Origin of the sequence: Variovorax sp. DAIF25, from assembly GCF_050711835.1 — a bacterium.
GTDB lineage: Bacteria > Pseudomonadota > Gammaproteobacteria > Burkholderiales > Burkholderiaceae_C > Variovorax.
In genome coordinates, this window is the sequence record NZ_CP136637.1 from 1,229,649 (window position 1) to 1,252,835 (window position 23,187).

22 protein-coding genes are annotated in these 23,187 nt (G+C 71.1%); 6 read left to right on the forward strand and 16 right to left on the reverse strand.

The genetic code is table 11. The features are described from left to right. Nucleotides 1-8: 8 nt before the first annotated feature. Nucleotides 9-1,295, reverse strand: a complete 1,287-nt coding sequence (locus R0232_RS39870; protein ID WP_431512968.1) for a hypothetical protein — start codon at nt 1,293-1,295, stop codon at nt 9-11. Nucleotides 1,296-1,467: 172 nt separating this feature from the next. Here R0232_RS39870 and R0232_RS39875 point away from each other — a divergent pair, with 172 nt between their 5' ends. Then, nucleotides 1,468-1,944 (forward strand): low molecular weight phosphatase family protein, encoded by a 477-nt coding sequence (locus R0232_RS39875; RefSeq protein ID WP_431512969.1) that lies wholly within the window; start codon nt 1,468-1,470, stop codon nt 1,942-1,944. Between the two features lie 9 nt (nt 1,945-1,953). Here R0232_RS39875 and R0232_RS39880 read toward each other — a convergent pair whose 3' ends face one another. From R0232_RS39880 to R0232_RS39910, 7 genes are all read right to left on the reverse strand, one after another. Next, nucleotides 1,954-3,051, reverse strand: a complete 1,098-nt coding sequence (locus R0232_RS39880) for an ABC transporter substrate-binding protein (protein ID WP_208509365.1) — start codon at nt 3,049-3,051, stop codon at nt 1,954-1,956. A gap of 68 nt (nt 3,052-3,119) precedes the next feature. Next, on the reverse strand, nt 3,120-3,986 hold the full coding sequence (locus R0232_RS39885; RefSeq protein WP_431512970.1) for an ABC transporter permease: 867 nt from the start codon (nt 3,984-3,986) through the stop codon (nt 3,120-3,122). Between the two features lie 16 nt (nt 3,987-4,002). Further along, the gene (locus tag R0232_RS39890; RefSeq protein WP_203206624.1) at nt 4,003-4,830 is read right to left on the reverse strand and encodes an ABC transporter ATP-binding protein; all 828 of its coding nucleotides are present in this window, start codon (nt 4,828-4,830) and stop codon (nt 4,003-4,005) included. Then, complete coding sequence (locus tag R0232_RS39895; RefSeq protein WP_431512971.1) at nt 4,827-5,618, reverse strand: alpha/beta fold hydrolase; 792 nt, start codon at nt 5,616-5,618, stop codon at nt 4,827-4,829. Before R0232_RS39895 ends, R0232_RS39890 begins: the two co-directional genes overlap by 4 nt. Next, nucleotides 5,615-6,031 carry a VOC family protein gene (locus R0232_RS39900; protein ID WP_431512972.1) on the reverse strand — a complete coding sequence of 139 codons (417 nt, stop codon included), beginning with the start codon at nt 6,029-6,031 and terminating at the stop codon, nt 5,615-5,617. Before R0232_RS39900 ends, R0232_RS39895 begins: the two co-directional genes overlap by 4 nt. Nucleotides 6,032-6,035: 4 nt before the next feature. Then, on the reverse strand, nt 6,036-7,637 hold the full coding sequence (locus tag R0232_RS39905; RefSeq protein ID WP_431512973.1) for an FAD-dependent monooxygenase: 1,602 nt from the start codon (nt 7,635-7,637) through the stop codon (nt 6,036-6,038). A gap of 2 nt (nt 7,638-7,639) precedes the next feature. Next, nucleotides 7,640-8,224: a GAF domain-containing protein gene (locus R0232_RS39910; protein ID WP_431512974.1), complete on the reverse strand. Its 585-nt coding sequence runs from the start codon at nt 8,222-8,224 to the stop codon at nt 7,640-7,642. Nucleotides 8,225-8,293: 69 nt separating this feature from the next. Between R0232_RS39910 and R0232_RS39915 the strand changes: the two genes are divergently transcribed. From R0232_RS39915 to R0232_RS39930, 4 genes are all read left to right on the forward strand, one after another. Continuing rightward, entirely contained in the window at nt 8,294-9,271 is a 978-nt protein-coding gene (locus R0232_RS39915; RefSeq protein ID WP_431512975.1) for a LysR family transcriptional regulator, read from the forward strand. A 133-nt stretch (nt 9,272-9,404) separates the two neighbouring features. Beyond that, nucleotides 9,405-9,857 carry an RNA polymerase sigma factor gene (locus R0232_RS39920; protein WP_431512976.1) on the forward strand — a complete coding sequence of 151 codons (453 nt, stop codon included), beginning with the start codon at nt 9,405-9,407 and terminating at the stop codon, nt 9,855-9,857. 2 nt (nt 9,858-9,859) lie between these two features. After that, the gene (locus tag R0232_RS39925) at nt 9,860-10,894 is read left to right on the forward strand and encodes a FecR family protein (RefSeq protein ID WP_431512977.1); all 1,035 of its coding nucleotides are present in this window, start codon (nt 9,860-9,862) and stop codon (nt 10,892-10,894) included. A 79-nt stretch (nt 10,895-10,973) separates the two neighbouring features. Next, the gene (locus R0232_RS39930; protein WP_431512978.1) at nt 10,974-13,415 is read left to right on the forward strand and encodes a TonB-dependent siderophore receptor; all 2,442 of its coding nucleotides are present in this window, start codon (nt 10,974-10,976) and stop codon (nt 13,413-13,415) included. A gap of 17 nt (nt 13,416-13,432) precedes the next feature. Here R0232_RS39930 and R0232_RS39935 read toward each other — a convergent pair whose 3' ends face one another. The 8 genes from R0232_RS39935 to R0232_RS39970 all read right to left on the reverse strand — a co-directional run bounded on the left by R0232_RS39935 (nt 13,433) and on the right by R0232_RS39970 (nt 21,990). Then, entirely contained in the window at nt 13,433-14,410 is a 978-nt protein-coding gene (locus R0232_RS39935; RefSeq protein ID WP_431512979.1) for a Bug family tripartite tricarboxylate transporter substrate binding protein, read from the reverse strand. Between the two features lie 30 nt (nt 14,411-14,440). Further along, nucleotides 14,441-15,658 carry a CaiB/BaiF CoA transferase family protein gene (locus R0232_RS39940; RefSeq protein ID WP_208508258.1) on the reverse strand — a complete coding sequence of 406 codons (1,218 nt, stop codon included), beginning with the start codon at nt 15,656-15,658 and terminating at the stop codon, nt 14,441-14,443. Continuing rightward, nucleotides 15,655-16,806: an acyl-CoA dehydrogenase family protein gene (locus R0232_RS39945; protein WP_431514653.1), complete on the reverse strand. Its 1,152-nt coding sequence runs from the start codon at nt 16,804-16,806 to the stop codon at nt 15,655-15,657. Before R0232_RS39945 ends, R0232_RS39940 begins: the two co-directional genes overlap by 4 nt. Before the next feature lie 42 nt (nt 16,807-16,848). Continuing rightward, entirely contained in the window at nt 16,849-18,054 is a 1,206-nt protein-coding gene (locus R0232_RS39950; protein WP_093346284.1) for an acetyl-CoA acetyltransferase, read from the reverse strand. Further along, nucleotides 18,035-19,507, reverse strand: a complete 1,473-nt coding sequence (locus R0232_RS39955) for a 3-oxoacyl-[acyl-carrier-protein] synthase III C-terminal domain-containing protein (protein ID WP_431512980.1) — start codon at nt 19,505-19,507, stop codon at nt 18,035-18,037. The genes R0232_RS39950 and R0232_RS39955 overlap by 20 nt, the downstream gene beginning before the upstream one ends. Further along, a complete protein-coding gene (locus R0232_RS39960) occupies nt 19,504-20,379 on the reverse strand; it encodes a MaoC/PaaZ C-terminal domain-containing protein (protein ID WP_431514654.1) in 876 nt (291 codons plus the stop codon). The genes R0232_RS39955 and R0232_RS39960 overlap by 4 nt, the downstream gene beginning before the upstream one ends. An 8-nt stretch (nt 20,380-20,387) precedes the next feature. After that, nucleotides 20,388-21,305: an SDR family NAD(P)-dependent oxidoreductase gene (locus R0232_RS39965; RefSeq protein WP_093346277.1), complete on the reverse strand. Its 918-nt coding sequence runs from the start codon at nt 21,303-21,305 to the stop codon at nt 20,388-20,390. Between the two features lie 100 nt (nt 21,306-21,405). Beyond that, a complete protein-coding gene (locus tag R0232_RS39970; protein WP_208512746.1) occupies nt 21,406-21,990 on the reverse strand; it encodes a DUF2889 domain-containing protein in 585 nt (194 codons plus the stop codon). Between the two features lie 141 nt (nt 21,991-22,131). On the opposite strand from R0232_RS39970, the gene R0232_RS39975 reads away from it, so the two are divergent. Further along, nucleotides 22,132-23,106: a LysR family transcriptional regulator gene (locus tag R0232_RS39975; protein WP_208512745.1), complete on the forward strand. Its 975-nt coding sequence runs from the start codon at nt 22,132-22,134 to the stop codon at nt 23,104-23,106. Nucleotides 23,107-23,187: the final 81 nt, after the last annotated feature.

Consider the following 23,187-nt stretch of genomic DNA (forward strand, 5'->3'; position numbering starts at 1 on the left):
CCGGCGCGCTACGACAGTGCGTCGAGCGCCGCGCGCTCGCGCGCCAGTTCCTCCTCGAACCAGCGGCAGAAACACTGGCGCAGGCGCTGCTCGCTGGCGCCGAACTGCGCCCGCGCCCGGTCGATGCGCTGCGAACGCAGCGGGCCGGCCGGGCTTGCCACGGCCTGCAGCCGGTAGGCCGTGCCCAGCGTCAATTCGAGCGTGGGTGCCAGCAGGGGCAGCGGCTGGAGCGAGAGCGCGGCGCCGGCGCGCTGCAGTGCAGCGATGGCAGTGTCGAGCCGCGCCGTGTCGGGCACGCCCGTGTCGGCGCGCAGCGACTGCTCGAGCACGTCGACCATCGCGCGCTGCCGATCGAGGTTCGTGCGCAGCAGGCAGAGGCGATCGCCCTCGACGCCATGGATCTGCCATTGGCCACGCGAGGTTTCGAGCCCGCGGTAGGTGACCTCGGGCAGGCCGATGCCCCGGTTCGCGGGCAAGGCGATGAGCTCGGCCTGGCGGTCGAAGCCTTGGCGCAGCAGCGCTACCGCCTGCAGGCCCTCCTCGCCGCGCACGAGGGTCGCGAGGTCGTAGAGCATCTTCGTCAGGGCCTGCAGATCGGCCTGCTGGATTTCCGGCGTCGCGCTCGCATCCGCCGCCGCGCGCTGGCTCGCGACCTGTGCCCTCAAGGTGGCGCCATCGCGCTCCAACAGCGCGAGCTGCGCCACCAGCTGGCGATGAAAGCGTTCCATCGAGCGCAGCTCCTCGCCCTGCTCGACCGTGCCCGCCGAGCGCAGCAGTTCGCTCGACCGCGCCACCGTCTCGCGCAACAGCGCGCGTCCGCCCTCCCCACCGAGGCCGTCGGCCTCTCGGTGCGCGGCGGCCATGAGCGTTGCCCGCAGGCTCAGTTGCGAAGGACTGCGCCGGTTGGTATCGGGCGGCAAGGACTTCGCGTACTGCCGGCGCGCGGCCGCATGCAGCTCGAGATCGCGCGTGTAGGTCGCGAGCAGCAGCTGCGCGAACCATGTGACGCGGTACATGCTTTCCTCGGACGGCGTCTGCTGGAAGTAATCGATCGCGCGCCGGAGATAGGCCGGGTCGGCCTCGGCGGCGCCAATGCGCAGCTCCAGCAAGGCCTTCGCCATCGGGGACGTGGGAACGCCCGGCGGAAGGATGCCGCGCTGCAAGTCCTCGAGGCCGCGGCGCGAGATCTCGTCGCGCATGGGCGCGCAGACGGCACGGACCGGCTCCGCCGCCTTGCCCCCGATCCTGAACGGGGCCTCCTGCGCGCCCGCGGGTCCGCACAGGGCAAGACCCATGGCAATCGGTAGGGTGGCACGCCGCGCGGCCGCAGCCCACGTCGCCAGGGCCGGAAGTCTCGATCTCGTCATGCAACCGATATACCCGAGCACCGCGTCAAGCCCATGAATGCCCGCCGACGGATCGGCGCGAGGCGCGCTACATTCGGCGGTCATGCACAGAAAAATCAACGTGCTCTTCGTCTCCCGACGAAACACGCTGCGCAGCGTCATGGCGCAGGCCTGTCTCACCCACATCGCCGAGAAACGCTTCCACGCCCGCTCCTGCGGCCAGCCCCTGCGCGTTGGCGCGGTGGTGGATCCGGCGGCCGTGTCGGCGCTGCGCACCGCGGGTATTCCCCTACCCGAGATCAAGCCGCGCGGCTGGAACGAGTTCGTGCCCGCGCGCGGGTTCCAGGCCGAGTTCGTGATCGCGCTCGACGCCGACATCGAACGCCTCCAGCCGGCCTGGCCCGGCCAGCCGCACACCGCGCTGTGGGCCTATCCCGACACGGCCGTCATCGACGATCCCGAGGAGGCGGCGCACAAGGCGCTGCAGATCCTCTATTCGCTGCGGCGGCGCCTCGAGCTGCTGGCCAGCCTGCCGCTGTACGGCTCCGACCGCGAGTCGGTGCGCGCGGACATCCGGGACCTCGGGTACATGAATTGAGCGGCGAGGCTACAGCCTGAACGCCTTCGCCATCTCCACCACCGCCTGCCTGTCGAAGGCATTGACCTCGTCGATCAGCTCGTTGGTGAACAGCCGGTTCGGGTCGCCGAGTTCGTCGGCCAGCTTCGGGTTCCTGCTGCCGTCCACCGCCATCTCGATGTTGGACTTCCACTCGGCCAGCGACGAGGCACCGATGCGCTGATCGGGATCGTCGGGCCGGCGCATCCAGCTGTTGCGGCGGTCCTTGAGGATGAAGGCCAGCTCCTTGCGCGCCTCGTCCTCGCTGCGCCCCTTGGGCCGGCTCTCGGGATACACGGCCCAGTGCAGGTCGATGCCGGCCTCGAGGTTGTGGTGCGCGAACAGGGTGGACTTGGCCATGCCGCGGAACAGGCCCACCAGGGCCTTGCGCTCCTTCTTCAGCAGCTCGCGCGGCACGCACAGCCAGCCCGAGCCGAACTGCGCGAACTTCGGCGTGAGCGGCACGTAGCGCAGCTTGGTGCCGACGAGCTCGACGCGCGCGGCCGCGGTGTCGAAGGCCACCATCGCGTCGACGCGGTCGTTGTCGATCGCCGCGCCGGCCGGCGCGCCGTCGCCGATGGCGATGTACTCGCATCGGTCGTCCTTCAGGCCCAGCTCGGCCAGCATGGTGCGGGTGACGACGATGCCGGTGTCGCCCTGGCTGCGCACGCCGATGCGCTTGCCCGCGAGATCGGCCACCGAGCGGATCGGGCTGCCGGGCTTGACGACGACGACGTTGGCATTGCGCGGCAGCCATTTGTAGACGCTCACGAGGTCGAGCCCCGGGTCCTTCGCCATCGCGGGCAGCAGGATGCCGGGCACGGCCGGACCGTAGTCCACGTGGCCGGCGCGCAGGCTCTGCAGCGCCTGCGTCATGCTCGACATGTTGACGTACTCGACGTCCACGCCCTCGGGCTTGTAGAAGTTCAATCGCGGATGCTGGCCCGCGGTCACGAAGCACTGCTGCGGATCGTTGACGCCGGCGGTGTTCGCCACCTTCATCACGCGCAGCTTCTGCGCCAGCGCCGGCAGGCTGCCCGTCAATCCCAGGGCGCCGAGGCCCAGGCCGAAATCGCGTCGTGTCCACATGGTTCGCTCCTCACCGGCGTCGCGCCGGACGTTTCGAGATGGCAAGAGAAAAAAGGGGAAGGAAGGGATCAGACGTTGACCGTGCGCTGCGAGGCATCGGCGGGCATCCAGTGCAGCACGCGCTGCTGCACGCGGCGCAGGGCACTGGTCAGCGCGATGCCGATCACCGAGAGCACCACGCAGACGGCGAAGCTGCCGCCGCTGTCGGCCTGGGCTTCCATCTGCAGGATCAGCACGCCGAGCCCGGCCTGGGCACCGACGAACTCGCCCACCACGGCGCCGACCACGCTGAAGGCCGCGGCCATGTTGAGGCCCGCGAAGATGTAGGGCAGCGCACTCGGGAACTTGGCCTTGCGGAAGATCTGCCACGGCGTGGCCGACAGCGAACGCAGCAGGTCGATGCGGTCCGGGTCCACGGCCTTGAAGCCCGCGATGCTGGTCACCAGCACCGGGAAGAAGGTCAGCAGGCAGATGATCATCACCTTGGAGCTGATGCCGAAGCCCAGCCAGACCACGATGATCGGTGCCACCGCCACCTTGGGCACGCTCTGCAGCGCGGCCACGTAGGGCTCGAGCAGGCGCTCGAGCCGCGGCATCTGCGAGACCACGATGCCGAGCGCCAGCCCGATGCCGCCGCCGACGAAGAAGCCCAGCAGGATCTCGGCCAGCGTAATGCCGCCGTGGTACCAGAAGCCGTCCTTCGCGAACGGCCCGGTGGCGAGGCCGCGCCACAGCGCGATCGCGATGTCGCTGACCGGCGGCACCAGGTGCCTCGGCACCTTGAACAGCCGCACGGCCCCTTCCCACGAACCGAGCAGCGTGATCAGCAGCAGGATCGACTGCACGCGCGGCGAGGCCAGCGGATTGATGCGGCGCGCTCGCGGCGGCTTGGCCGCCAGCGGCGCGGCCTCGGAACTCAACAGGGCGGTGGTCATGGCGTCGGCCTTTCTCTCAATCGAAGGAAGCGGCATGCGAGAAGCGCTCGCGGATCGAGGCGGCCGCGGCGGCGAAGGCCGGGTGCGACATCGCCTCCATGCCGCGCGGGCGCGGCAGGTCGATGGGCAGCACGCGCTCGAGCATGCCGGGGCGCGGCGACATCACGAACACGCGGTCGCCGAGGAACACGGCCTCGGGAATGGAGTGCGTGATCAGCACCACGGTCTTGCCGCTCTCCATCCAGATGCGCTGCAGCTCGAGGTTCATGCGCTCGCGCGTCATCGCGTCGAGCGCGCCGAAAGGCTCGTCCATCAAGAGGATCTTGGGGTCGTGCAGCAGCGCCCGCGCGATCGAGGCGCGCTGCTGCATGCCGCCGCTGAGCTGGCGCGGCAGCTTGTGCTCGAAGCCCTCGAGCCGCACCATCGCGAGCAGCTGCATCGCGCGCTCGCGCGCCTTCGCCTTGTCGAGGCCCAGCACCTCGGCCGGCAGCATCACGTTCTCGAGGATGCTGCGCCAGGGCAGCAGGATCGAGCTCTGGAACACCACGCCCACGTCGCGCCGCGTGCCGCGGATCGGCTGACCGTCGAGCAGCACGGTGCCGACCTCGTAGTCGAGCAGGCCGGCCAGGATGCGCAGCAGCGTGCTCTTGCCGCAGCCGCTCGGTCCGACGATGGTGACGAAGGAGCCCTGGCGGATGCCGAAGTCGATCTGCTTCAGTGCGAGCACGCCCTCGCTGCCGCCGCCGAAGGTCTTCGACAGGCCCTCGACGCGGATGTAGTCCTCCTTGCCGGCGGGTACGACGGGTGCGGCGGAGGCAATCTCGGGTTCCAGGACGGCATTCATGCGTGGACTCCTTCGGGGTTCAGGAAACGGACCATGTGGCGCGCGAGCACTTCGGGCGCCTGCATCGCGGTCACGTGGCCGATGGCGGGCAGCAGCACGGCATCGGCGCCGCGGATGCGGCCGGCCATCGCGAGCGTCACGGTCGGCGGCACCACGCGGTCGAGCTCGCCGGCGAGCACCAGGGTCGGCGCGACGATGTCGGCCACGCCCTGCGGCAAGGTGGTGGCGACGGTCGCCATGCGCCGCGCCGAGCGCGCGGTCTCGGGCCGCGCGGCCGCGAACACGCGGCGCAGCTCGGGGCGCTGCACGAGAAAGGCCTCGGGAAAGAACCAGGTCGCGAGCTCCTCGGCCGTGCCCGGCAGGCCGCGGCGCAGCTCGGCCAGGCGGCGCGCATCGGGGCACAGCTCCTCGTAGGGCCGTGGCAGCGGCCAGGTGCTGCCGAGCACGAGCCGGTCGACCGCGCGCGGATGCAGCAGTGCCAGCGCCTGCGCCACGCGGCCGCCGAAAGAGGAGCCGAACACATGCGCACGCTTGAGGCCCAGCGCCTTCACGAGCTGCTGCGCATCGTTCGCGAGGTCCGCGAGCGTGGCGGCGCGCTCGGGCGCTTCCGTTTCGCCGCAGTCGCGCTGGTCGTAGGCGATCACGGTGAACTGCTTCGCGAGATGCGGCACCAGCGCGCCGAACATCTGGCGCGAGGCTTCCGCGCCATGCATCAGCAGCAGCGCCGGCCCCTGGCCCGCGCGGTCGAAGGCGATGCGGACCTCGCCGGCCTGCACGAACTCGGTCATGCCGCGTCCTCCCACGGTTCGTCCTCGCGGTCCAGCCAGAAGGTCATCTCGACCTTCAGTCCGCGCGGGTCGTACAGAAAGAGCTGGTGGATGTCCCAGCCGAGAATCGGCGCCTCGGCGAAGGGCACGTCGAGCGCGCGCAGGTGCGCGCGCATCTCGCGCAACCCGTGGGCGCGGAACGAGATGTGGTCGACATGGCCCGTGGGCGGTTGCGGCGGCGCATCGGCCGTCGCGAGATGGGCGAACAGGTGCACGATGGGCTGGCCCTCGGCATAGAGCCAGGCGCCGGGCGCGGGAATCTCGGGCCGGGCGCCGGCTTCCAGGCGCAGCACGCGCGTGTAGAAGTCCAGCAGCGGCGGCAGCTCCGCGGGCGTGCAGCGGATCGTGAAGTGATGCAGCGCGGTGACGGGCATGGCGTCAGTCCAGCAGCTTCGACAACACGGCCGACAGCTCGGCGGCCGGGTCCGTCGGCGTCCACGGCATGCGGAAGGCGACGTGGCCGTCGGGCCGCACCAGCACCGCGCCATGCGGGCCCAGCAGCAGTCCGTCCTTCTCGTGCGCGTCCTCGAGCTGGCGTGCCTGCACCACGCGGCCGTTGCGGCCCGACACCTGGCGCGCCGCCTCCATCCAGGCATCGGCGCGCGGGCCGGCCACGAGCACGAACTCGCGGTCGAACCAGTCGAGCGTGGTGTGGCGCCGCGCGAGGTCCAGCCACAGGTGCGGAAAGCGCATGCCGGGCTTGTCGGCCGGCTCGTACCAGCGCGCGCGCATCACGTGGCGGCCGGTGCCGTCGGGGATCACGGCGCCGTCCTCGTAGCAGAAGCCCAGCGACTGGCCGATGCTGTGGATGTGGTTGTCGCTGTCGCGGATCCAGAACTCGATGCGCTCGCGGTTGCCCGAGCGCAGCGCCTCGTCGCAGTGGTTGAAGCGCATCGCGTTGTGCAGGCTGAAGTCGGCGTTCGATTCGGCGATCGGCCGGCGCTCGCTCTCGTAGCTGTCGAGCAGCCGCGCGCTGGCGCGCCCGCTGAGCACGAAGGCCAGCTTCCAGGCCAGGTTGTGCGCGTCCTGGATGCCCGAGTTCATGCCATAGCCGCCATTGGGCGGAAAGCGGTGCGCCGAATCGCCGACCAGCAGCACGCGGCCGCGCCGGAAGTTCGCGGCCACCTGGCGGCTCATGCGCCACACCGAGCGGTTGATGACCTTCACTTCGAGGTTGGGCACGCCCGAGACGGTGCGCGCGAGCTGCACCACCTCGGCGTCGCTGCGCGCGCCGGTGCGCTCGTCGATCTCGCGGCCCACCGGCAGCAGGTTGAGCCAGCGGTCCTTTCCGTTGGTGTTGAGCACGGTGGTGATCGGGTACGGCGACTCCTTGGCGTAGACGCGCCAACCGGCACAGGTGGCCGAGTCGCGCACCTGCGAGAGGTCGGCCTGCCAGAACTCGTTGGCCATCACGGCCAGCGTGGCCGGCCCGCGCATCTCGATGTCGGCCTGGCGCCGCACCGAACTCGCGGCGCCGTCGGCCGCGATCAGGTACCGGGCCTGCCAGGTCAGCGTCTCGCCGGTGTCGAGGCGGCGGCCGGTCACGGCGATGCCGTCGGCGCTCTCGGCGTAGTGCAGGAACTCGTGGCCGAACAGGAAGCGGCCGACCTCGCTCTTCTTGGCATGGGCGAGCAGCTCCTGCTCCACCGTGTCCTGCGACTGGATGATCTTCCAGCAGGGCGAATGGCCGAGGTTCGGCTCGGGATTGGTGCGGCCCCATTCGTGGCCGGTCATCGATTCGCAGAAGGCGAAGAAGTCGGCGCCGTCGGGCAGCGCGTGGCGCTTCATCAGACCGTCGATGCCCCACTGGCGAAAGATCTCCATCGTGCGCGTGTAGGTGCCGCGCGCCTTCGGATGGTCGGTGGTGGTCGGGCTGCGCTCGAGCAGCACGAAGTCGACGCCGAAGCGCTGCAGCAGGATCGCCATCGACAGGCCCACGGGGCCGCCACCGACGATCACGACGAGGTTCTTGGTTTGCATGGTCAGGCCTTCATGGAGAGAGCGGGGAGATCGATCGGCACCGCGTCGGCGGCGAAGCGGTAGGCGAGGCCCGGCGCGACCGGCACCCAGCGCGCGGCGGCCAGCGCCAGCAGGCGGATGCCGAGCACCTCCTCGGGCTGCCAGCGCTCGCGGACGCCGAACACGTTGAAGGTGGCGAAGCACAGCGCGCCTTGCAGCAGCGGCACGTTGACCACGCTGCACAGGCCCGCGGGCCGCATCTGCTCGAAGTCGTCGAAGTGGCGCGCCAGCACCTGCGTGCCCTCGCCCACGAACACGCGGCCCTCGCGGAACAGGCGGTCGGTCCAGCTCGTGTGCGTCTTGCGCTTGGCGCCATTGACCGGGTAGCGGTGCGCCTCCGACGAATAGAAGCGGCGCAGCCGGATCTCGCCGGCCGGATCGTCTTCGGTCGTCACGTTCTGCTGGATGCTGAAGATGCTGCCGGGCACGAGCTCGCGCCGGCAGCGATCGATCCGCCGCAACGCCTCGTCGGCATCGCGCGCTGCGTCGAGCGCGTCGAGGAGATCGGCCAAGGTGGCCATGAGCGTCGTGGCGGTGGCTGCGGGCATGGAGAAAAGTCTAGGCCTCGCGATTCACCAAAGTGGACTAAATTCTGATCGGGCGATAACCTGACGGTTATGGCCTCCCCGACCGCCCGCGACCCCGCCGCCGACCTGCAGCACGCGCTGCTCTCGCGCCTCAAGCTGCGCCAGCTCTCGCTGCTGCAGGCCATCGACCGGCACCGCACGCTGGGCCGCGTGGCGGCCGAGATGCGGCTGAGCCAGCCCGCGATCACCAAGGCGCTGCGCGAAACCGAGGACATCTTCGGCAACCGCCTGTTCGAGCGCAGCAGCCGCGGCCTGGTGCCCACCGCGGCCGGCGAGGCGGTGCTGCACTACGCGCGGCGCTGGCTCGCCGAGCTCGAGGCCACCACGCGCGTGCTGACCTCGCTCGAGGCGGGCCGCGGCGGCCGGCTGCGCCTGGGCCTCACGCAGCAGGTGCCGCAGCAATTGCTGTCGGCCGCGCTCGCGCACCTGCTCGACCGCACGCCGCGCATGGCGGTGATGACGCGCGAGGGCACCACCGACGAACTGGTGGCCGGCCTGCTCGCGCGCGAGCTCGACTGCGCGATCGGCCGTTCGTACGACGGCGACGCCACCGGCCTGGTGCAGGAGGCGATCCACCAGCAGGAGCCCTGCCTGGTGGTGTCGGCCAAGAGCGCGAAGCGGCTCTCGCGCGGGCCGCTCGACTGGGCCCGGCTCGCGCAGCTCGACTGGATCCTGCCGCCGCCGAACACGCCGATGCGCCGCACCTACAACGCGATCTTCGTCGGCGCCGGCGTGCAGCCGCCGGTGCCGATGCTCGAGACCACCGCCATCCGCAGCATGGAGACGGTGCTGCGCACCGAGCCCAACGCCATCGCGATCCTCGCGCGCGACGTGGTGGCCGAGATGGAACAGGCCGGCCACTGGGCCGCGCTGCCCTACCGGCTGAGCTGGAACCTGCCGCCGGTGAGCTTCTTCACGCTGAAGGAACTGGAGGGACAGCCGATGGTGCAGTCGCTGCGCGCGGTGGTGGTGGAGACGGCGCGCAGGATGCAGCGCAAGACGGGCTGACACGGCCGCTCCCTATAATTTCGGCTCCCTCTCCCGCGCCACGGATCAGCCGCCGCCACATCTCAGCCAAGACGGGAGTTCCCTGTTTCCACACCGGCTGAGGTGTACCGTGCTCGAGCGCTACCACAGAGAATTGCTGCGCTATTTCACCCGCAAGGCCGGCGATGGCGACACCGCCGCCGACCTCGTGCAGGAAGCCTATGCGCGCGTGCTCGGCCACCAGGACGCGGGCGGCCTGGTGCTCGAACCGCGCGCGCTGCTCTACCAGACCGGCCGCAACCTGCTCGCCACCCAGGCCGAGCGCCGCGCCGCCGAGCTGCGCATGCTCGACACGCTGGCGCTGGTCGCGCCCGACAGCGCGCCCTCGGTGGAACGCCACGTGGCGGCCCGGCAGCAACTGCAGCGGCTGGTCGCGCTGCTCGAGGCCATGCCACGCAAGCGCCGCCATGCCTTCCTGCTCGTGCGCATCCACGGCCTCAGCTATGCGCAGACCGCGGCCCACATGGAGATCAGCGAGAAGGCGGTCGAGCACCACATGACGCGCGCCCTGCTCGACTGCGCGGGCTACGGCGGGGGAACGGACTGACCATGGCCGCGCGCGCACAGCCCCTGCTCGGCGCCGACGAACGGCGCGCGCCGCGCGCGCTGGTCGAGCATGCGCTGACGCTCATCGGCCGCATCCACCGCGGCAGCCCCGAGGCCGCCGACGCCGCGCAGGCCGAGCTGAGCCGCTGGCGCGCGCTGTCGCCCGCCAACGCCGACGCCGCGGCGACCGCGCACCGGATCTGGAACGCGGTCGACGACGGCGCGCTGCGCGGCCAGTTGCCGATGCCGCCGAGCGCCGCGCAGGAACGGCGCGCGCGACGCCGCACGATCGGCCTGCTGGGCGTGGCCGGCCTGGCGGCGCTGGCCGGCGCCGGCGGGCGCTGGTACTGGCAGCGGCCGGTCTACGAGGCCGCGCCGAGCACCGGCCAGGCGCAGACCCTGGCCCATGCGCTGCCCGACGGCAGCACGCTCGACCTGGCAGCCAACACGGCGCTGCATGTCCTGCTCTACCGCGACCGCCGCACGGTGCACCTGGCGCGTGGCGAGGCGCGCTTCGCGGTCGCGCGCGATGCCGAACGCCCCTTCACCGTGAGCACCGACTGGGGCCGCGTGCGCGTGCTCGGCACGGTGTTCACGGTGTCGGTGCGCGAGGGCCGCATGCGCCTCGCGGTGGCCGAGGGCCGGGTCGCGGTCTGGGGGGCCGGGCAGGACGAGGCGGCCGCCCCCAGCACGGTGCTGCAGGCCGGCGAGGCCATCGAGGCCGATGCGCGCGGGCTGGGCCCGCGCAGCAGCGTCGACGTCGGCGAGGTGGCCGACTGGCAACAGGGCTGGCTGGTGTTCCGCAACACGCGCCTGCCCGAGGCCGTGGCGCGCTGGAACGACTACCTGCGCCAGCCGCTGCAGCTGGCCGACGACCCCGCGCTGCGCGAGCTGCGCGTGACCGGCAGCTACCGGCTGCGCGATCCGCAGGCCTTCGTGGGCGCGCTGCCGGTGATGCTGCCGGTGCGCACGCAGCGCCTGGCCGACGGCACCACGCGGATCGTGGGCCATGCCGCCGGCACGGCGCGGCGGCCCTGAAAAAAGTTTTGATTATTTTTGGGGGGTACGCGGCGTCTCGCTGGTCTTCTGTAGCAAACCAGCTCCAGGACCTTCGGACATGAACCAGCAGACCCCGCGGCGCCCCCGCATCGATTCCCTCCAGGCTGCGGCCCTCGCCTGCGCCATCGCCTCGGCGCTGCTCGCGATGGGCGGCCCCGCGCATGCGCAGGGCGCGCCGGCGGCCCCGTCCGCGACCTTGCAGCTCGCGCTGCCGGCTCAGCCGCTGGCCCAGAGCCTGGGCGTGCTGTCGCGCCAGTACGGCATCGCCATCGGCGGCGAGAGCTCGCTGCTCGAGGGCCGCACCGCGCCCGCGGTGCGCGGCGCCGTCACGCTGCAGCAGGCGCTCGAGCGCGTGCTCGCGGGCAGCGGCCTGGGTTACGTGCGCAACGGCGACGCGGCCTTCACCGTGGTGCGCGCCTCGGCCGGCGACACCGGCGCGCTGCCGCCGATCGTGGTCACGGCCGGCACCGAGGAGACCGCCACCGGCCATGTTCCCGGCTACATCGCGCGGCGCGCCACCGCCGGCAGCAAGACCGACACGCCGATCATCGAGACGCCGCAATCGATCTCGGTCGTCACCGCCGACTTCATCGAGGCCACGGGCGCCACCCGGCTCAAGGAATCGCTGGCCTACACGCCGGGCATCAACGTTTCGCCCTGGGGCGCCGACTCGCGCTTCGACTGGACCATCCTGCGCGGCTTCGACGCGCAGGCGCCCGGCTACTACCTCGACGGCCTGCAGTTGCGCAACAACAACGGCTGGGCGATCTGGCAGACCGAGAGCTACGGCACCGAGCGCGTGGAGGTGCTGCGTGGCCCGAGCTCGGTGCTCTACGGGCAGAACGGCCCGGGCGGCATGATCAACGTGGTCAGCAAGCGCCCCACCGCGCAGCCGCTGCGCGAGCTGCAGCTGCAGTTCGGCGACAACGCGCGGCGCCAGATCGCGGGCGATTTCTCGGGCCCGCTCGATGCCGAGGGCAAGCTGCTCTACCGCCTCACGGGCCTGCTGCGCGATGCCAGCCTGCCGGCCAGCGGCCTGCCGAACGACCGCAGCTTCATCGCGCCCTCGCTGACCTGGAAGCCCTCGGGCGACACCTCGCTGACCCTGCTGTCGCACTACCTGCGCATCCGCGACGGCAGCTCCTACGGCAGCTTCCCCGAGGTCGGCACCCTGCTGCCCAACCCCAACGGCCAGTTCTCGCGCAAGACCTACGTCGGCGACCCGAACTTCGACCGCTTCAACCAGGACCAGTGGATGGTCGGCTACCTGTTCGAGCATCGCCTGAACGACACGCTGAGCTTTCGCCAGAACGCGCGCTACGGCTCGATCAAGGTCGACTACGGGCAGGTCTACAACCAGCCCAGCTTCGTGACCGTGGATGCCGACAACCCGGCCAGCCCCGCCAACTACCGCGTGCTGAGCCGCTTCCCGTTCGCGAGCAAGGAGGCCGCGCGCATCGCCTCGATCGACAACCAGTTGCAGGCGAAGCTGCGCTGGGGCGACTGGCAGCACACGCTGCTGGTCGGCCTCGACTACCAGCGCTCGCGCAACGACCAGCGCACCTCCAACAGCGGCACCGTGAGCGACATCGACGGCTACCTGCCGGTGAGCACCGGCCTCACCACCACCGCCGACCCGTGGTTCGATGCGCGCACCACGCTGTCGCAGACCGGCTTCTACCTGCAGGACCAGATCAAGTGGGGCGACTGGGTGGCCACGCTGGGCGGCCGCTACGACAGCGCGCGCGCCGTGTCCTTCAGCCACATCGACGGCTCGACCACGCGCATCGACGACCACAAGTTCACCAGCCGCGCGGGCCTGGTCTACCTGCATCCGAGCGGCTGGGCGCCCTACTTCAGCTACTCGGAGTCGTTCTCGCCCACGGTCACGGTCGACCCGCAGACCAACCAGCCGCTGAAGCCCGAGACCGGCCGCCAGTACGAGGTGGGCGTGCGCTACCAGCCCGTTGGCCGCAAGGACAAGTACAGCGCCGCCGTGTTCGACCTGCGGCGCCAGAACTACATCACCTACGACGCCGACTACACGCCGCGCCAGACCGGCGAGATCCTGGTGCGCGGCCTCGAGCTCGAGGCCTCGTTCGAGCCGCTGCCGCGCATGAACGTGACGGCCGCCTACACCTACACGCCCAAGGCCGAGGTCACGGCCAGCAGCACGCCCAGCGAGATCGGCAAGCAGATGCAGGCGGTGTCGCGCAACCAGCTCTCGGTGTGGGCCGACTACCGCTTCGCCAACGGCGTGAAGCTCGGCCTGGGCGCGCGCTTCATGGGCTCGAACCGCGGCTACCAGCAGAGCACGCCGGTGCCCGTGCCCTCGTACACCGTGTTCGACGCGCTGCTGGGCTACGACTTCGAGCGCTGGAGCCTCGCGCTCAACCTGCGCAACCTGGGCAACCGCAACTACGTCGCGAACTGCAGCTCGGGCAGCTGCTACTACGGCGAGCCGCGCAAGGTGCTGGCGACGGCGACCTACCGCTGGTAGGCCAGGCGGGCGCGGCGCTACTTGAGCTTGATGCCCGTCTCCTGCACCACGCGCGTCCAGTAGGCCCGGTCGGCCTGCACGCGCTGCTCGAGCTCCTGCGGCGTTCCGCCCTCCGCGATCAGGCCGAGCTGCACGTAGCGCTCGCGCACCTCGGGCGCGGCGAAGGCCTTGCGGACCTCGCGCGCCACCTCGTCGCGCACCGCCTGCGGCGTGCCCAACGGCGCGAACAGGCCGACCCACGAATCGCGGTCGAGCCCCGCGATGCCCAGCTGCGTGAAGCTGGGAACGCCGGGCAGCAGCATCGAGCCGCCGGGCGTGGTGATCGCGAGGATCCTGGTCTTGCCGGTCTGCTGCGCCTTCTTCGCGCCCGAGGCGCTGAGGAAGGCGCTCTGGATGTGCCCGCCGAGCAGCTCCGTGAGGTTGGGCCCCTCTCCCGCGAAGGGAATGTGCGTGATGTCGATGCGGCTCTCGCGCTTGAGCAGCTCGCCGTAGAAGTGGGTGCTGGTGCCCTCGCCGCTGGAGCCGAAGCTCACGGCGCCCGGGCGCCGCTGCGCCAGCGCGATGTACTGCGCCATGCTGTCGACGCCCGTGCCGGTGTGCACCAGCAGCGCGACCGGCGTCGTGAAGATGGTGACCACCGGCACGAGGTCGCGCGCAAGCAGGAAGGAGCCATCGCCGCCGCGCGTCAGCTCGTCGCTGATGGTCGAGTTGGTGGCGGCCACGAAGTTGTAGCTGTGCGGGCTCTTGGCCACCAGCGCGAGGCCCAGCCGGCCCGAGGCGCCGGCCCGGTTGTCCACGATGACGGGCTGGCCCCAGGCGGCACCGAGGCGCTCGGCCAGCACCCGGATCGCGCCGTCGGTGGCGCCGCCCGCCGGGTAGGGCACGACGAGGCGTACGGGGTGTTCCGGGTAGGGGGCGGCCCAGGCCGCGGTGCCGGCGCACAGCGCGGCCAGCAGCCCTCCGAGCAGCGCCCGCAGGCGCGCGAGTGATTTCATGTCCTGTCTCCGTTCGTTCTCGTGAGGGGGTCAGATCACGCCGTCGGCGCGCAACTGCGCGAGCGTGTCGTCGGGCAGGCCGAGCAGCTCGCGGTACACCTGCGCGTTGTCCTGCCCGAGCGCCGCGCCCGCATGGCGCGGCGCGCTCGGGCTGCCGGCGAAGCGCGGCACCACCGCCGGCATCTGGAGGCTGCCGAAGTCGCGGTCGGGCACCGGCACGATCGAGCGCCGCGCGCGCACCTGCGGATCGCTCACCACCTGGTCGATGCCGTAGATCGGCGCCAGCGTGCCGCCGGCCTGCGCGAAGGCGGCCAGCACCTCCTCGAGATCGCGCGCCGCGCACCAGTCGATGAAGATGCGGTTGAGCTCCTGCTCGTGCACCACACGGCTCGCGTTGTCGGCGAAGCGCGGGTCGTCGATCAGCTCGGGCCGGCCGATGGCGCAGCAGTTGTTCGCGAACATCGAGTTGATCGATCCCGCCATCGACACCCAGCGGTCGTCGCGCGTGCGGTAGACGGCCGAGGGCGCCGAATAGGGGCTGCGGTTGCCGCTGCGCGTGGGCACGGTGCCGAGCTGCTCGTAGACGCCGGGCATGAAGTCCAGCAGCCGAGTGATGCACTCGGTCAGCGAGAGGTCGATCTCCTCGCCCGGCAGCGAGGGATCGCGCGCGCGCGGCCACAGCGCGGTCAGGATGCCGATGGCGCCGAACAGCCCGCCGATCGAGTCGCCCAGCGGTACGCCCGCGTGCATCGGCTCGCCGTCCGCGTGGCCGGTGACCGTGGTCAGCCCGCCCATGGCCTCGAAGATGCGCGCGAAGCCGGGGCGCTCCGAATAGGGCCCGGTCTGGCCGAAGCCGGTGACGCGCAGGATCACGAGGTTGGGCTTCAGCGCCCACAGCACCTCCTTGCCCAGGCCCCAGCGGTCGAGCGTGCCGGGTCGGAAGTTCTCGATCAGCACGTCGAACTGCGGCAGCAGCTGCTTGAAGAGCGCGAGCCCCTGCGGCCGGCGCAGGTCGAGCGTGCCGAAGCGCTTGCCGCGCTGCGCCGCCTTCCACCAGATGCTCTTGCCGTCCTTGAAGGGCGGGAAGGCGCGCATGCCGTCGCCCTTGCCGGGCAGCTCGAGCTTGAGCACGTCGGCGCCGTAGTCCGCCAGCAGGGTGGCGGCGAAGGGGCCGGCCAGCACGGTCGCGATGTCGAGCACCCGCAGGCCCGCGAGCGGACCGCTCCCGGTGTGGTTCTCGGCGCTCATCGGGGCACCAGCTGGCGGGCGATGATCTCCTTCATCACCTCGTTGGCGCCGCCGTAGATCTTCTGGCCGCGCGAATCGACGAACATGCGCCCGATCGGGTACTCGCGCATGAAGCCGTAGCCGCCGAACAGCTGCAGGCAGCGGTCGATGGTCTCGCATTCCTTCTGCGTGCCCCACCACTTCGCCATCGCGGCGGTGGCCGCATCGAGCCGCCCCTCCTGCTGCCAGCCGATGCACTGGTCGACGAACAGCCGCGCCAGCGTGGCCTCGGTCTTCATCTCGGCCAGCTCGAAGCGCGTGTTCTGCAGCTTGAACAGCGGCTGCCCGAAGGCCTGGCGCTGGTGCACGTGCGCCAGCGTGAGCTCGAGCGCGCGCTCCATGTTGCAGACGGCCCGGATGCCGATCAGCATGCGCTCGTAGGGCAGCTGCGACATCATCTGCGCGAAGCCCTGCCCCTCGGCCGTGCCCAGCAGGCTCGACACCGGCACCCGCACCTGGTCGAAGAACAGCTCCACCGTGTCCTGCGCCTTCAGGCCGATCTTGTCGAGCGGCGCGCCGCGGCGGAAACCCGCGAGATCGCGCGTCTCGACCATCAGCAGCGACACGCCCTTCGCGCCGAGCGCCGTGTCGGTCTTCACCGCCAGCATCACCAGGTCGGCATGGTGGCCGTTGGTGTTGAAGGTCTTCGAGCCGTCGATGACGTAGTGCTCGCCATCGCGCCGCGCCCGCGTGCGGATGCCCTGCAGGTCCGAGCCTGCGCCGGGCTCGGACATGCCGATCGAGGCCACGATGTCGCCGCTGGCCATGCCCGGCAGCCAGCGCCGCTTCTGCGCCTCGCTGCCGTAGTGGTGCAGGTAGTGGCCCACGATGTAGTGCGGGCCGAAGCCCGGGCCGAAGCCGCACGCGGCGCTGGTCTCCACCAGCGCGGCCAGGTGCGCGTAGTCGCCATCGCCGCCGCCGTAGCCGGAGGGCAGGTCGGCCAGCAGGAAGCCCATCTCGCCCAGGCGCCTCCACACGCCGCGGTCGATGTGGCCCTGGGCTTCCCAGCGTTCCACGTGGGGGATCAGCTCGGCCGTCCAGAAGCGGCGCGCGGTTTCCTGGAACTGCTCGACCTCGGGCGTTCGCCAGGGCGATCGGTATTCGTCCATCAGCACGGTATGTCTCCTTCGTGTTTGTCGTCCGGCGCCGCGTCAGGCGCCGTACTTGCCCAGCACCGACACGCTGCACACGTTCTGCCAGGGGAAGCCGCCCAGGTTGTGGATCACGCCGAGGGACGGGTCGTCGCTGCGCTGGCGGGCACCGGCGCGGCCCTGCATCTGCAGGTACATCTCGTAGGCCATGCGCAGGCCCGTCGCGCCGATCGGATGGCCGAAGCACTTGAGGCCGCCGTCGATCTGGCAGGGCATGGTGCCGTCGGCGTCGTAGAAGCCGTCGAGCACGTCGTGCGAGGCGCGGCCCTCGGGCGAGATGTGCATGTCCTCCATGGTCACCAGCTCGGTGATGGAGAAGCAGTCGTGCACCTCGAGCAGGTCGATCTGCTCGCGCGGGCGGCGGATGCCGGCTTCCTCGTAGGCGCGCGCCGAGGCCACGCGCGTGGTCTGGAAGTAGCTGCCGTCCCAGTCGTCGAACGAGGCCTCGCTGCCGCTGGAGACCGCGAGCTGCAGCGCCTTCAGCGCCACCAGGTCCTTCTTGCCCAGGCCGCGCGCGATGTCGGGCGTGGTCAGGATGGCGCAGGCCGCGCCGTCGGACACGCCGCAGCAGTCGTACAGGCCCAGCGGCTCGGCGATCATCGGCGAGTGGATGACGTCGTCCATGGTGATCGGGTTGCGCAGGTGGGCCTTGGGATTGCGGCCCGCGTTGGCATGGCTCTTCACCGACACGTGGGCAATCGCGCGCTTGAGGTCCTTCGCGTCGATGCGGTGCTTGGCGCGGTAGGCGCTGGCCAGCTGCGCGAACGAGCCCGGCGCGCTGATGTTGGGCCACACCATGTCGTTGAACGGGCCGCGCGGGCGCTGCGGCAGGCCGCCGTAGCCGGTGTCCTTGAGCTTCTCGATGCCGAAGGCCAGCGCGAAGTCGCAGGCGCCCGACGCCACCGCATAGGCCGCGCCGCGCAGTGCCTCCGAGCCCGAGGCGCAGAAGTTCTCCACGCGCGACACCGGGATGTTCGGCAGCCGCAAGGTCACGCCCAGCGGCACGCCGCCGCTGCCCAGGTGCTGGGTCTCGATGCCCATGCCGAGCCAGGCGGCCTGCAGCTGCTCCTTGCCGATGCCCGCGTCGGCCAGGCATTCGGTGAAGGCCTCCACCGCGAGGTTCTCGGCGCTGCAGTCCCAGCGCTCGCCGAAGCGCGAGCAGCCCATGCCGAGGATGACGACCTTGTCACGAATTCCCGTTGCCATGCGTGTTCTCCTGCGGACCTGCGACGGCCGCCTTCCAGAAATAGCGGACGTAGCCGCGGGCGGTGTCGACGGCCTTGATGCGGAAGCTCATGCGCATCGGCAGGCCGACGGCGAGCTGCTGTTCGTCCACGTCGGTGAAATCCATCATCAGCCGCCCACCGCCCTCGAACTGCACCATGCCGTAGCAGGCCGGCGGACTCGGCGAATAGGCCAGCCGGTCGGCGGTGTAGGTCATGACGCGCGCCGGCGTGTCGGCGAACGGCAGGTCCTGCTGGGTGCCGGTGGCGCCGCAGGCCGGGTTGACGCAGATGTCGGTGCGCGGCCACTGCGCGGTGCCGCAGGCGCCGCAGCGGCCGCCGACGAAGCCGTGCACCGTCTTGCGGTGTCGGTACTCCACGCTCAGCGGCGTGAGCTTGTCGTTCTCGGCGCGCATGCCGCGCTCCAGCGGCAGCAGGTCGTTGAAGACCAGGAACTTCATGTAGTTGTGCTCGGCGCTGCCGCGCGCCAGCCAGCCCTGCGCGCCGGTGCGCGGCGGCCGCGCGCGCAGCGCCTCGGTGGTGCGCAGCACCAGCACGTCCACGCCCTGCCCGAAGGCCACCAGCACCAGCACCTGGCCCGGTGCCGCCTCGCCCAGCGCATGCGCGAGCATCAGCAGCGGATGGGCCGCGCCGGCATTGCCGACGCTTGCGGCGAGCGTGTCGTGCAGGCGCTCGGGGGCGATGCCCGCGAGCCTGGCCAGGCGCTGCGGCACGCCCTTGTGCGGCAGCGCGATGCACAGCCGGTCGACCTGCGCCGCCGTCAGCCCGGCCTGCGCGAGCGCATCCGCGATGGCCGGCGGCACCTGCCGCAGGTGGCCCTCCTCGCGAATCCAGCGCTCCTCCCAGTAGGTGTCGGTGGCGGCGCCGGTACCGCGGTAGTGGTCGGCCATGTCGACGGTGCGGCTCACCATGGCGAGCGGCTGCGCGATGACCTCGCCGTCGCCGACCAGCACCGCCGCGGCCGCATCGCCGTACAGCAGTTCCTGCGCGCTGGCCACCTTGGCCTTGCGCCGGTCGCTCGCGACCACCAGCGTGCGGCGGCCCGCGCCGCCGCGCAGGGCCTGCATCAGCGCCGAGGTGGCGCCGCGCTGCGAACCGGTGACGTCGATCGCGCCGACCTCCTCGCCGAGGTTCAGCGCCTGCGCGACGATGCTCGCGTTCAGGCGGCTCGCGTAGGGCAGCGAGGTCGAGGCCAGCTGCAGGTCATCGATCTTCGCCGCGTCGAGGGCGCCGAGGCAGTCGCGCGCGGCCTCCACCGCCATCGTGACCGCGTCCTCGTCGAAGTTGCACATGGCGCGCTCGCCCGCGCGGTGCGCCGCCAGCGACCCATCGAACCAGGCGTTGGCGCGCACCACGGCCTCGCGCTGCAGGCGCAGTCGCGGAACGTAGGCACCGAATGCCACGATGCCGTTCATCGCGGGCCTCCCGCGGCAGCGTCGATCACGGCCAGGCCGTTGTTCAGCACCATGACCTGGCGCTCGAGCGCGGTGGCACGAAAGCGCACCTCGCCCTGCGAGCCCCAGATCTCGACGCGTATCGTCTCGCCCGGATACACCGGCGAGGTGAAGCGCGTGTCGATGCGCCGCAGCCGCTGCGGCACGTAGCCGCACAGCGTGCGCAGCAGCGCATGGCAGGCGATGCCGTAGGTGCACAGGCCATGCAGGATCGGTCGCTCGAAACCGCCGACGCGCGCCACCCCGGGGTCGGCATGCAGCGGATTCAGGTCGCCCGAGAGCCGGTACAGCAGCGCCTGCGAGGGCGAGGTCGGCAGGTCGCACACATGGTCGGGCGGCGTGTCGGGCACCTTGGCGGCCGCGGGCGACGGGCCGCTCGCGCCGCCGAAGCCGCCGTTGCCGCGCGCCATCACGGCCTGCTCCACCGTGGCCAGCAGTTCGCCGTCGCTGTCCTCGAGCGTGCGCTCGACGAAGAACAGCGCCCCCACCTCGGGCCCCTTGTCGAGGATCGCCTTGACGCGCGTGCGCCCGATCACGGTGGCGGCCGGCGCGAGCGGCCGGTGCAGCTGCACCGACTGGCTGGCATGCAGCACCTTGCGCCAGTCGATGCCGGTGTCGGGCTCCTTCATCCAGAAACCCGGATAGCCGAGCACGGCGGCCTGGGTCGGCACGGCCTGCTGCCGTTCCTCGTAGACGAAGGGCAGCTCGCGCGCATCGAGCGGGTCGCGGCCGAAGCCCAGGCCCAGCGCGTAGAGGATCGAGTCCTTGGCGGTGTAGCTCTGCGCCACCGGCGCGAAGCGGCGTTGCAGCAGCTTGTCGGGATCGAAGGCCATCGCGCGACTCACACCGGCGTCCATGCGAAGGCCTCGCGCGCGCTTTCCATCGGCACCAGGCTGGATTGCATCGCGGGCATGGCGTGCTCGGCGATGCTCTCGACGGTCCAGCCCTCCGAGCGGTGCACGGTGCGCAGCGGCCGCGGCTGGCTGAACAGCATGATCTCGTTCTTGCGCACGCCGAAGATCTGGCCGCTCACCGCCGCGGCAAGGTCCGACAGCAGGTACACGACCATCGGCGCGATCTTGTCGGCCGTCATCTGCTTGAAGCGCTCGAGCCGGCGCTTCTGCTCCTCGGTCTCCGCGGGCAGGGTGCCGATCAGGCGGCTCCAGGCCCAGGGCGAGACGCAGTTGGAGCGCACGTGGCAGCGCGCCATCTCGAGCGCGATCGAGCGCGAGATGCCGACGATGCCGAGCTTGGCGGCCGAGTAGTTGGCCTGGCCGATGTTGCCGACCAGCCCCGCGGCCGAGGTCATGTGCACGTAGGCGCCTGACTGCTGCTCGCGGAACAGCATCGCGGCCGCGCGGCTCACGTGGTAGGTGCCCTGCAGGTGCACGTCGATCACCTGCTGCCAGTCGAGCGTGCTCATCTTGTGGAACATGCGGTCGCGCAGGATGCCCGCGTTGTTGACCACGCCGTCGAGCCGGCCAAAGTTGTCGATCGCGGCCTGCACCATGCGCGCCGCGGCGTCGGCATTCGACACGCTGTCGCCGTTGGCCACCGCCTTGCCGCCCTCGGCGCGGATCAGGTTCACCACCTCCGAGGCGGGATCGATCGTGCCCTCGCCTTCGCCGTCGGACGCGCCGCCGAGGTCGTTGACCACCACGCTCGCACCCTGCCGCGCCGCCAGCAGCGCGATCTCGCGTCCCACGCCCCGGCCCGCGCCGGTCACGAGCACGACCTTTCCTTCCAGAACTCCTGCCATTTCGTCTCCTGTGAATGTTCGATCCGGTTCAACAACGAACGGGATGCGTTCAATGTAGGCAGCGAGGCCGCGCGGCGTACCCACGCGATGCGGATGGCAGCTATGCAGGTTTGGCGAAGGCCGGCCAGCGCCCGCGCGCGACCTCGCCCTCGGCGCGCAGCGCGAAGCAGCTGTCGAGCAGCGGCGGCCGCGTGCGCGCCGCGCCTTCGGGGTCGCTCAGCAAGCGCGCGCGGCGCCGCTGCTCGAACACCGGGAACAGCGTCTGGAACGCGGTGGTGGCCACGGGACCGAGCAGCTCGGTCAGGTGCGTGCAGCCGGCTGCGCCGCCGAAGCGCTCCTTCACGCGCGAGGTGAAGCCCGGCCCGATCGAGAGGCCGACGAGGGCCTCGTAGGAGGCCCCGATGTCCATGCACTCGGCATTGGGCGCATGCTCGGTCCAGGCGCGCGCCGCGACGATGCGCAGGCCCTCGTCCACCGTGAGGCACAGGCCCATGCGGTGCATGAAGCGGCCCGCGGGCAGGCGCACGCGGCCGTCGTCGTGGTGCATCGGATGGGTCTTGACGTCGCTCATGCGCGCCTCGATGTCCCACAGGCCGTCGTCGCGCTCGTAGCCATGGCAGAGCACTTCGCGCGTGTGGAGCAGGCGCCGCGCGGGCGAGGAGATGGAGGGGTCGGAAGTCGTCATCGCGCATGCGACGCGAACCGCCGCTCTAGGGTAAATACTCGGACTCTAGAACCCGCGAAGCGGCCTCGCAGCCCTGCACCGCGCATGCCTGCTATGTGAAAATTGCAGGCCGCAAGTCCTGCTGCCGGGAGGAGACAGAAAGTGAAGTTGCTGGTTCGCGCGGCCGACGATCTGAAGATCGAAAACGTCTCGGCCTTCGTCGCCACGGCCGAATCGGGCAGCTTCTCGCAAGCCGCCCTGCTGCGCGGATGCTCGCAGTCCATGCTGAGCCGGCGCGTGCTCGAGCTCGAGGAGCTGGTGGGCGGCCGGCTCTTCAACCGCACCGGCCGCGGCGTGCTGCTGACCGAGCTCGGCTCCTCGCTGCTGCCCGTGGCGCACGGCCTGCTCGACGGCGCCACCGGCTTCCTCGAGCTCGCCTCCTCCACCAACGAACAGCCTTCGGGCACGGTCGAGATCGCGCTGCCGCGCTGGGCCGCCGAAGGGCCGGTGTCGACGCTGGTGAACCACATCACCGAGCAGTTCCCGAAGATCCGGCTGGTGATCCACGAGAGCTACAGCCGCGACGTGATGGACCGGCTGGCCGCCGGCAAGCTCGACGTGGGCGTGTTCAACAGCTGCCACCCCGAGCCGCCCGCGCAGGCCCAGCTGCTGTTCTCCTCCGACCTGGTGCTGCTGGGCCGCCGCGACTCGCCGCTGATGCGCCAGCCCACGCTGCCGCTGTCGGCGCTCAGCGGCATTCCGCTCGTCATACCGCCGACGCCGAACCCGGTCGAGGCCGTGGTGCGCGAGATGGCCAAGGGCATGGATCTCGACCTGCGCGCCGACCTCGAGATCAACTCGGGCGCGATGATCCGCGACGTGGTGCGCCACAGCGGGCGCTACGCCATCATCCAGGTGCACCGCGTGGTCGACTACCTGTCGAAGGACGAGCGCGACCTCGCCAGCGCGCGCATCGTGAGCCCCGCGCTGACGCTGCACACCTTCTGCGCCACCGGCGCCAAGCACCGCATCAACCGCGCGAGCCTCGCGGTCGAGCGCTGCGTGGTGTCGGTGCTGCGCGACCACCACGAGCGCGTGCTGCGGCTGCTGCAGGCGCGCGAGACGCAGCCGGCCTGAGTACGTCCGGCGCGGCCCGGTGCCCGGATCGCGCATAGCTGATTGCCCCATTCCGCATGGCTTGCGCGGGGTCCTGTCGCT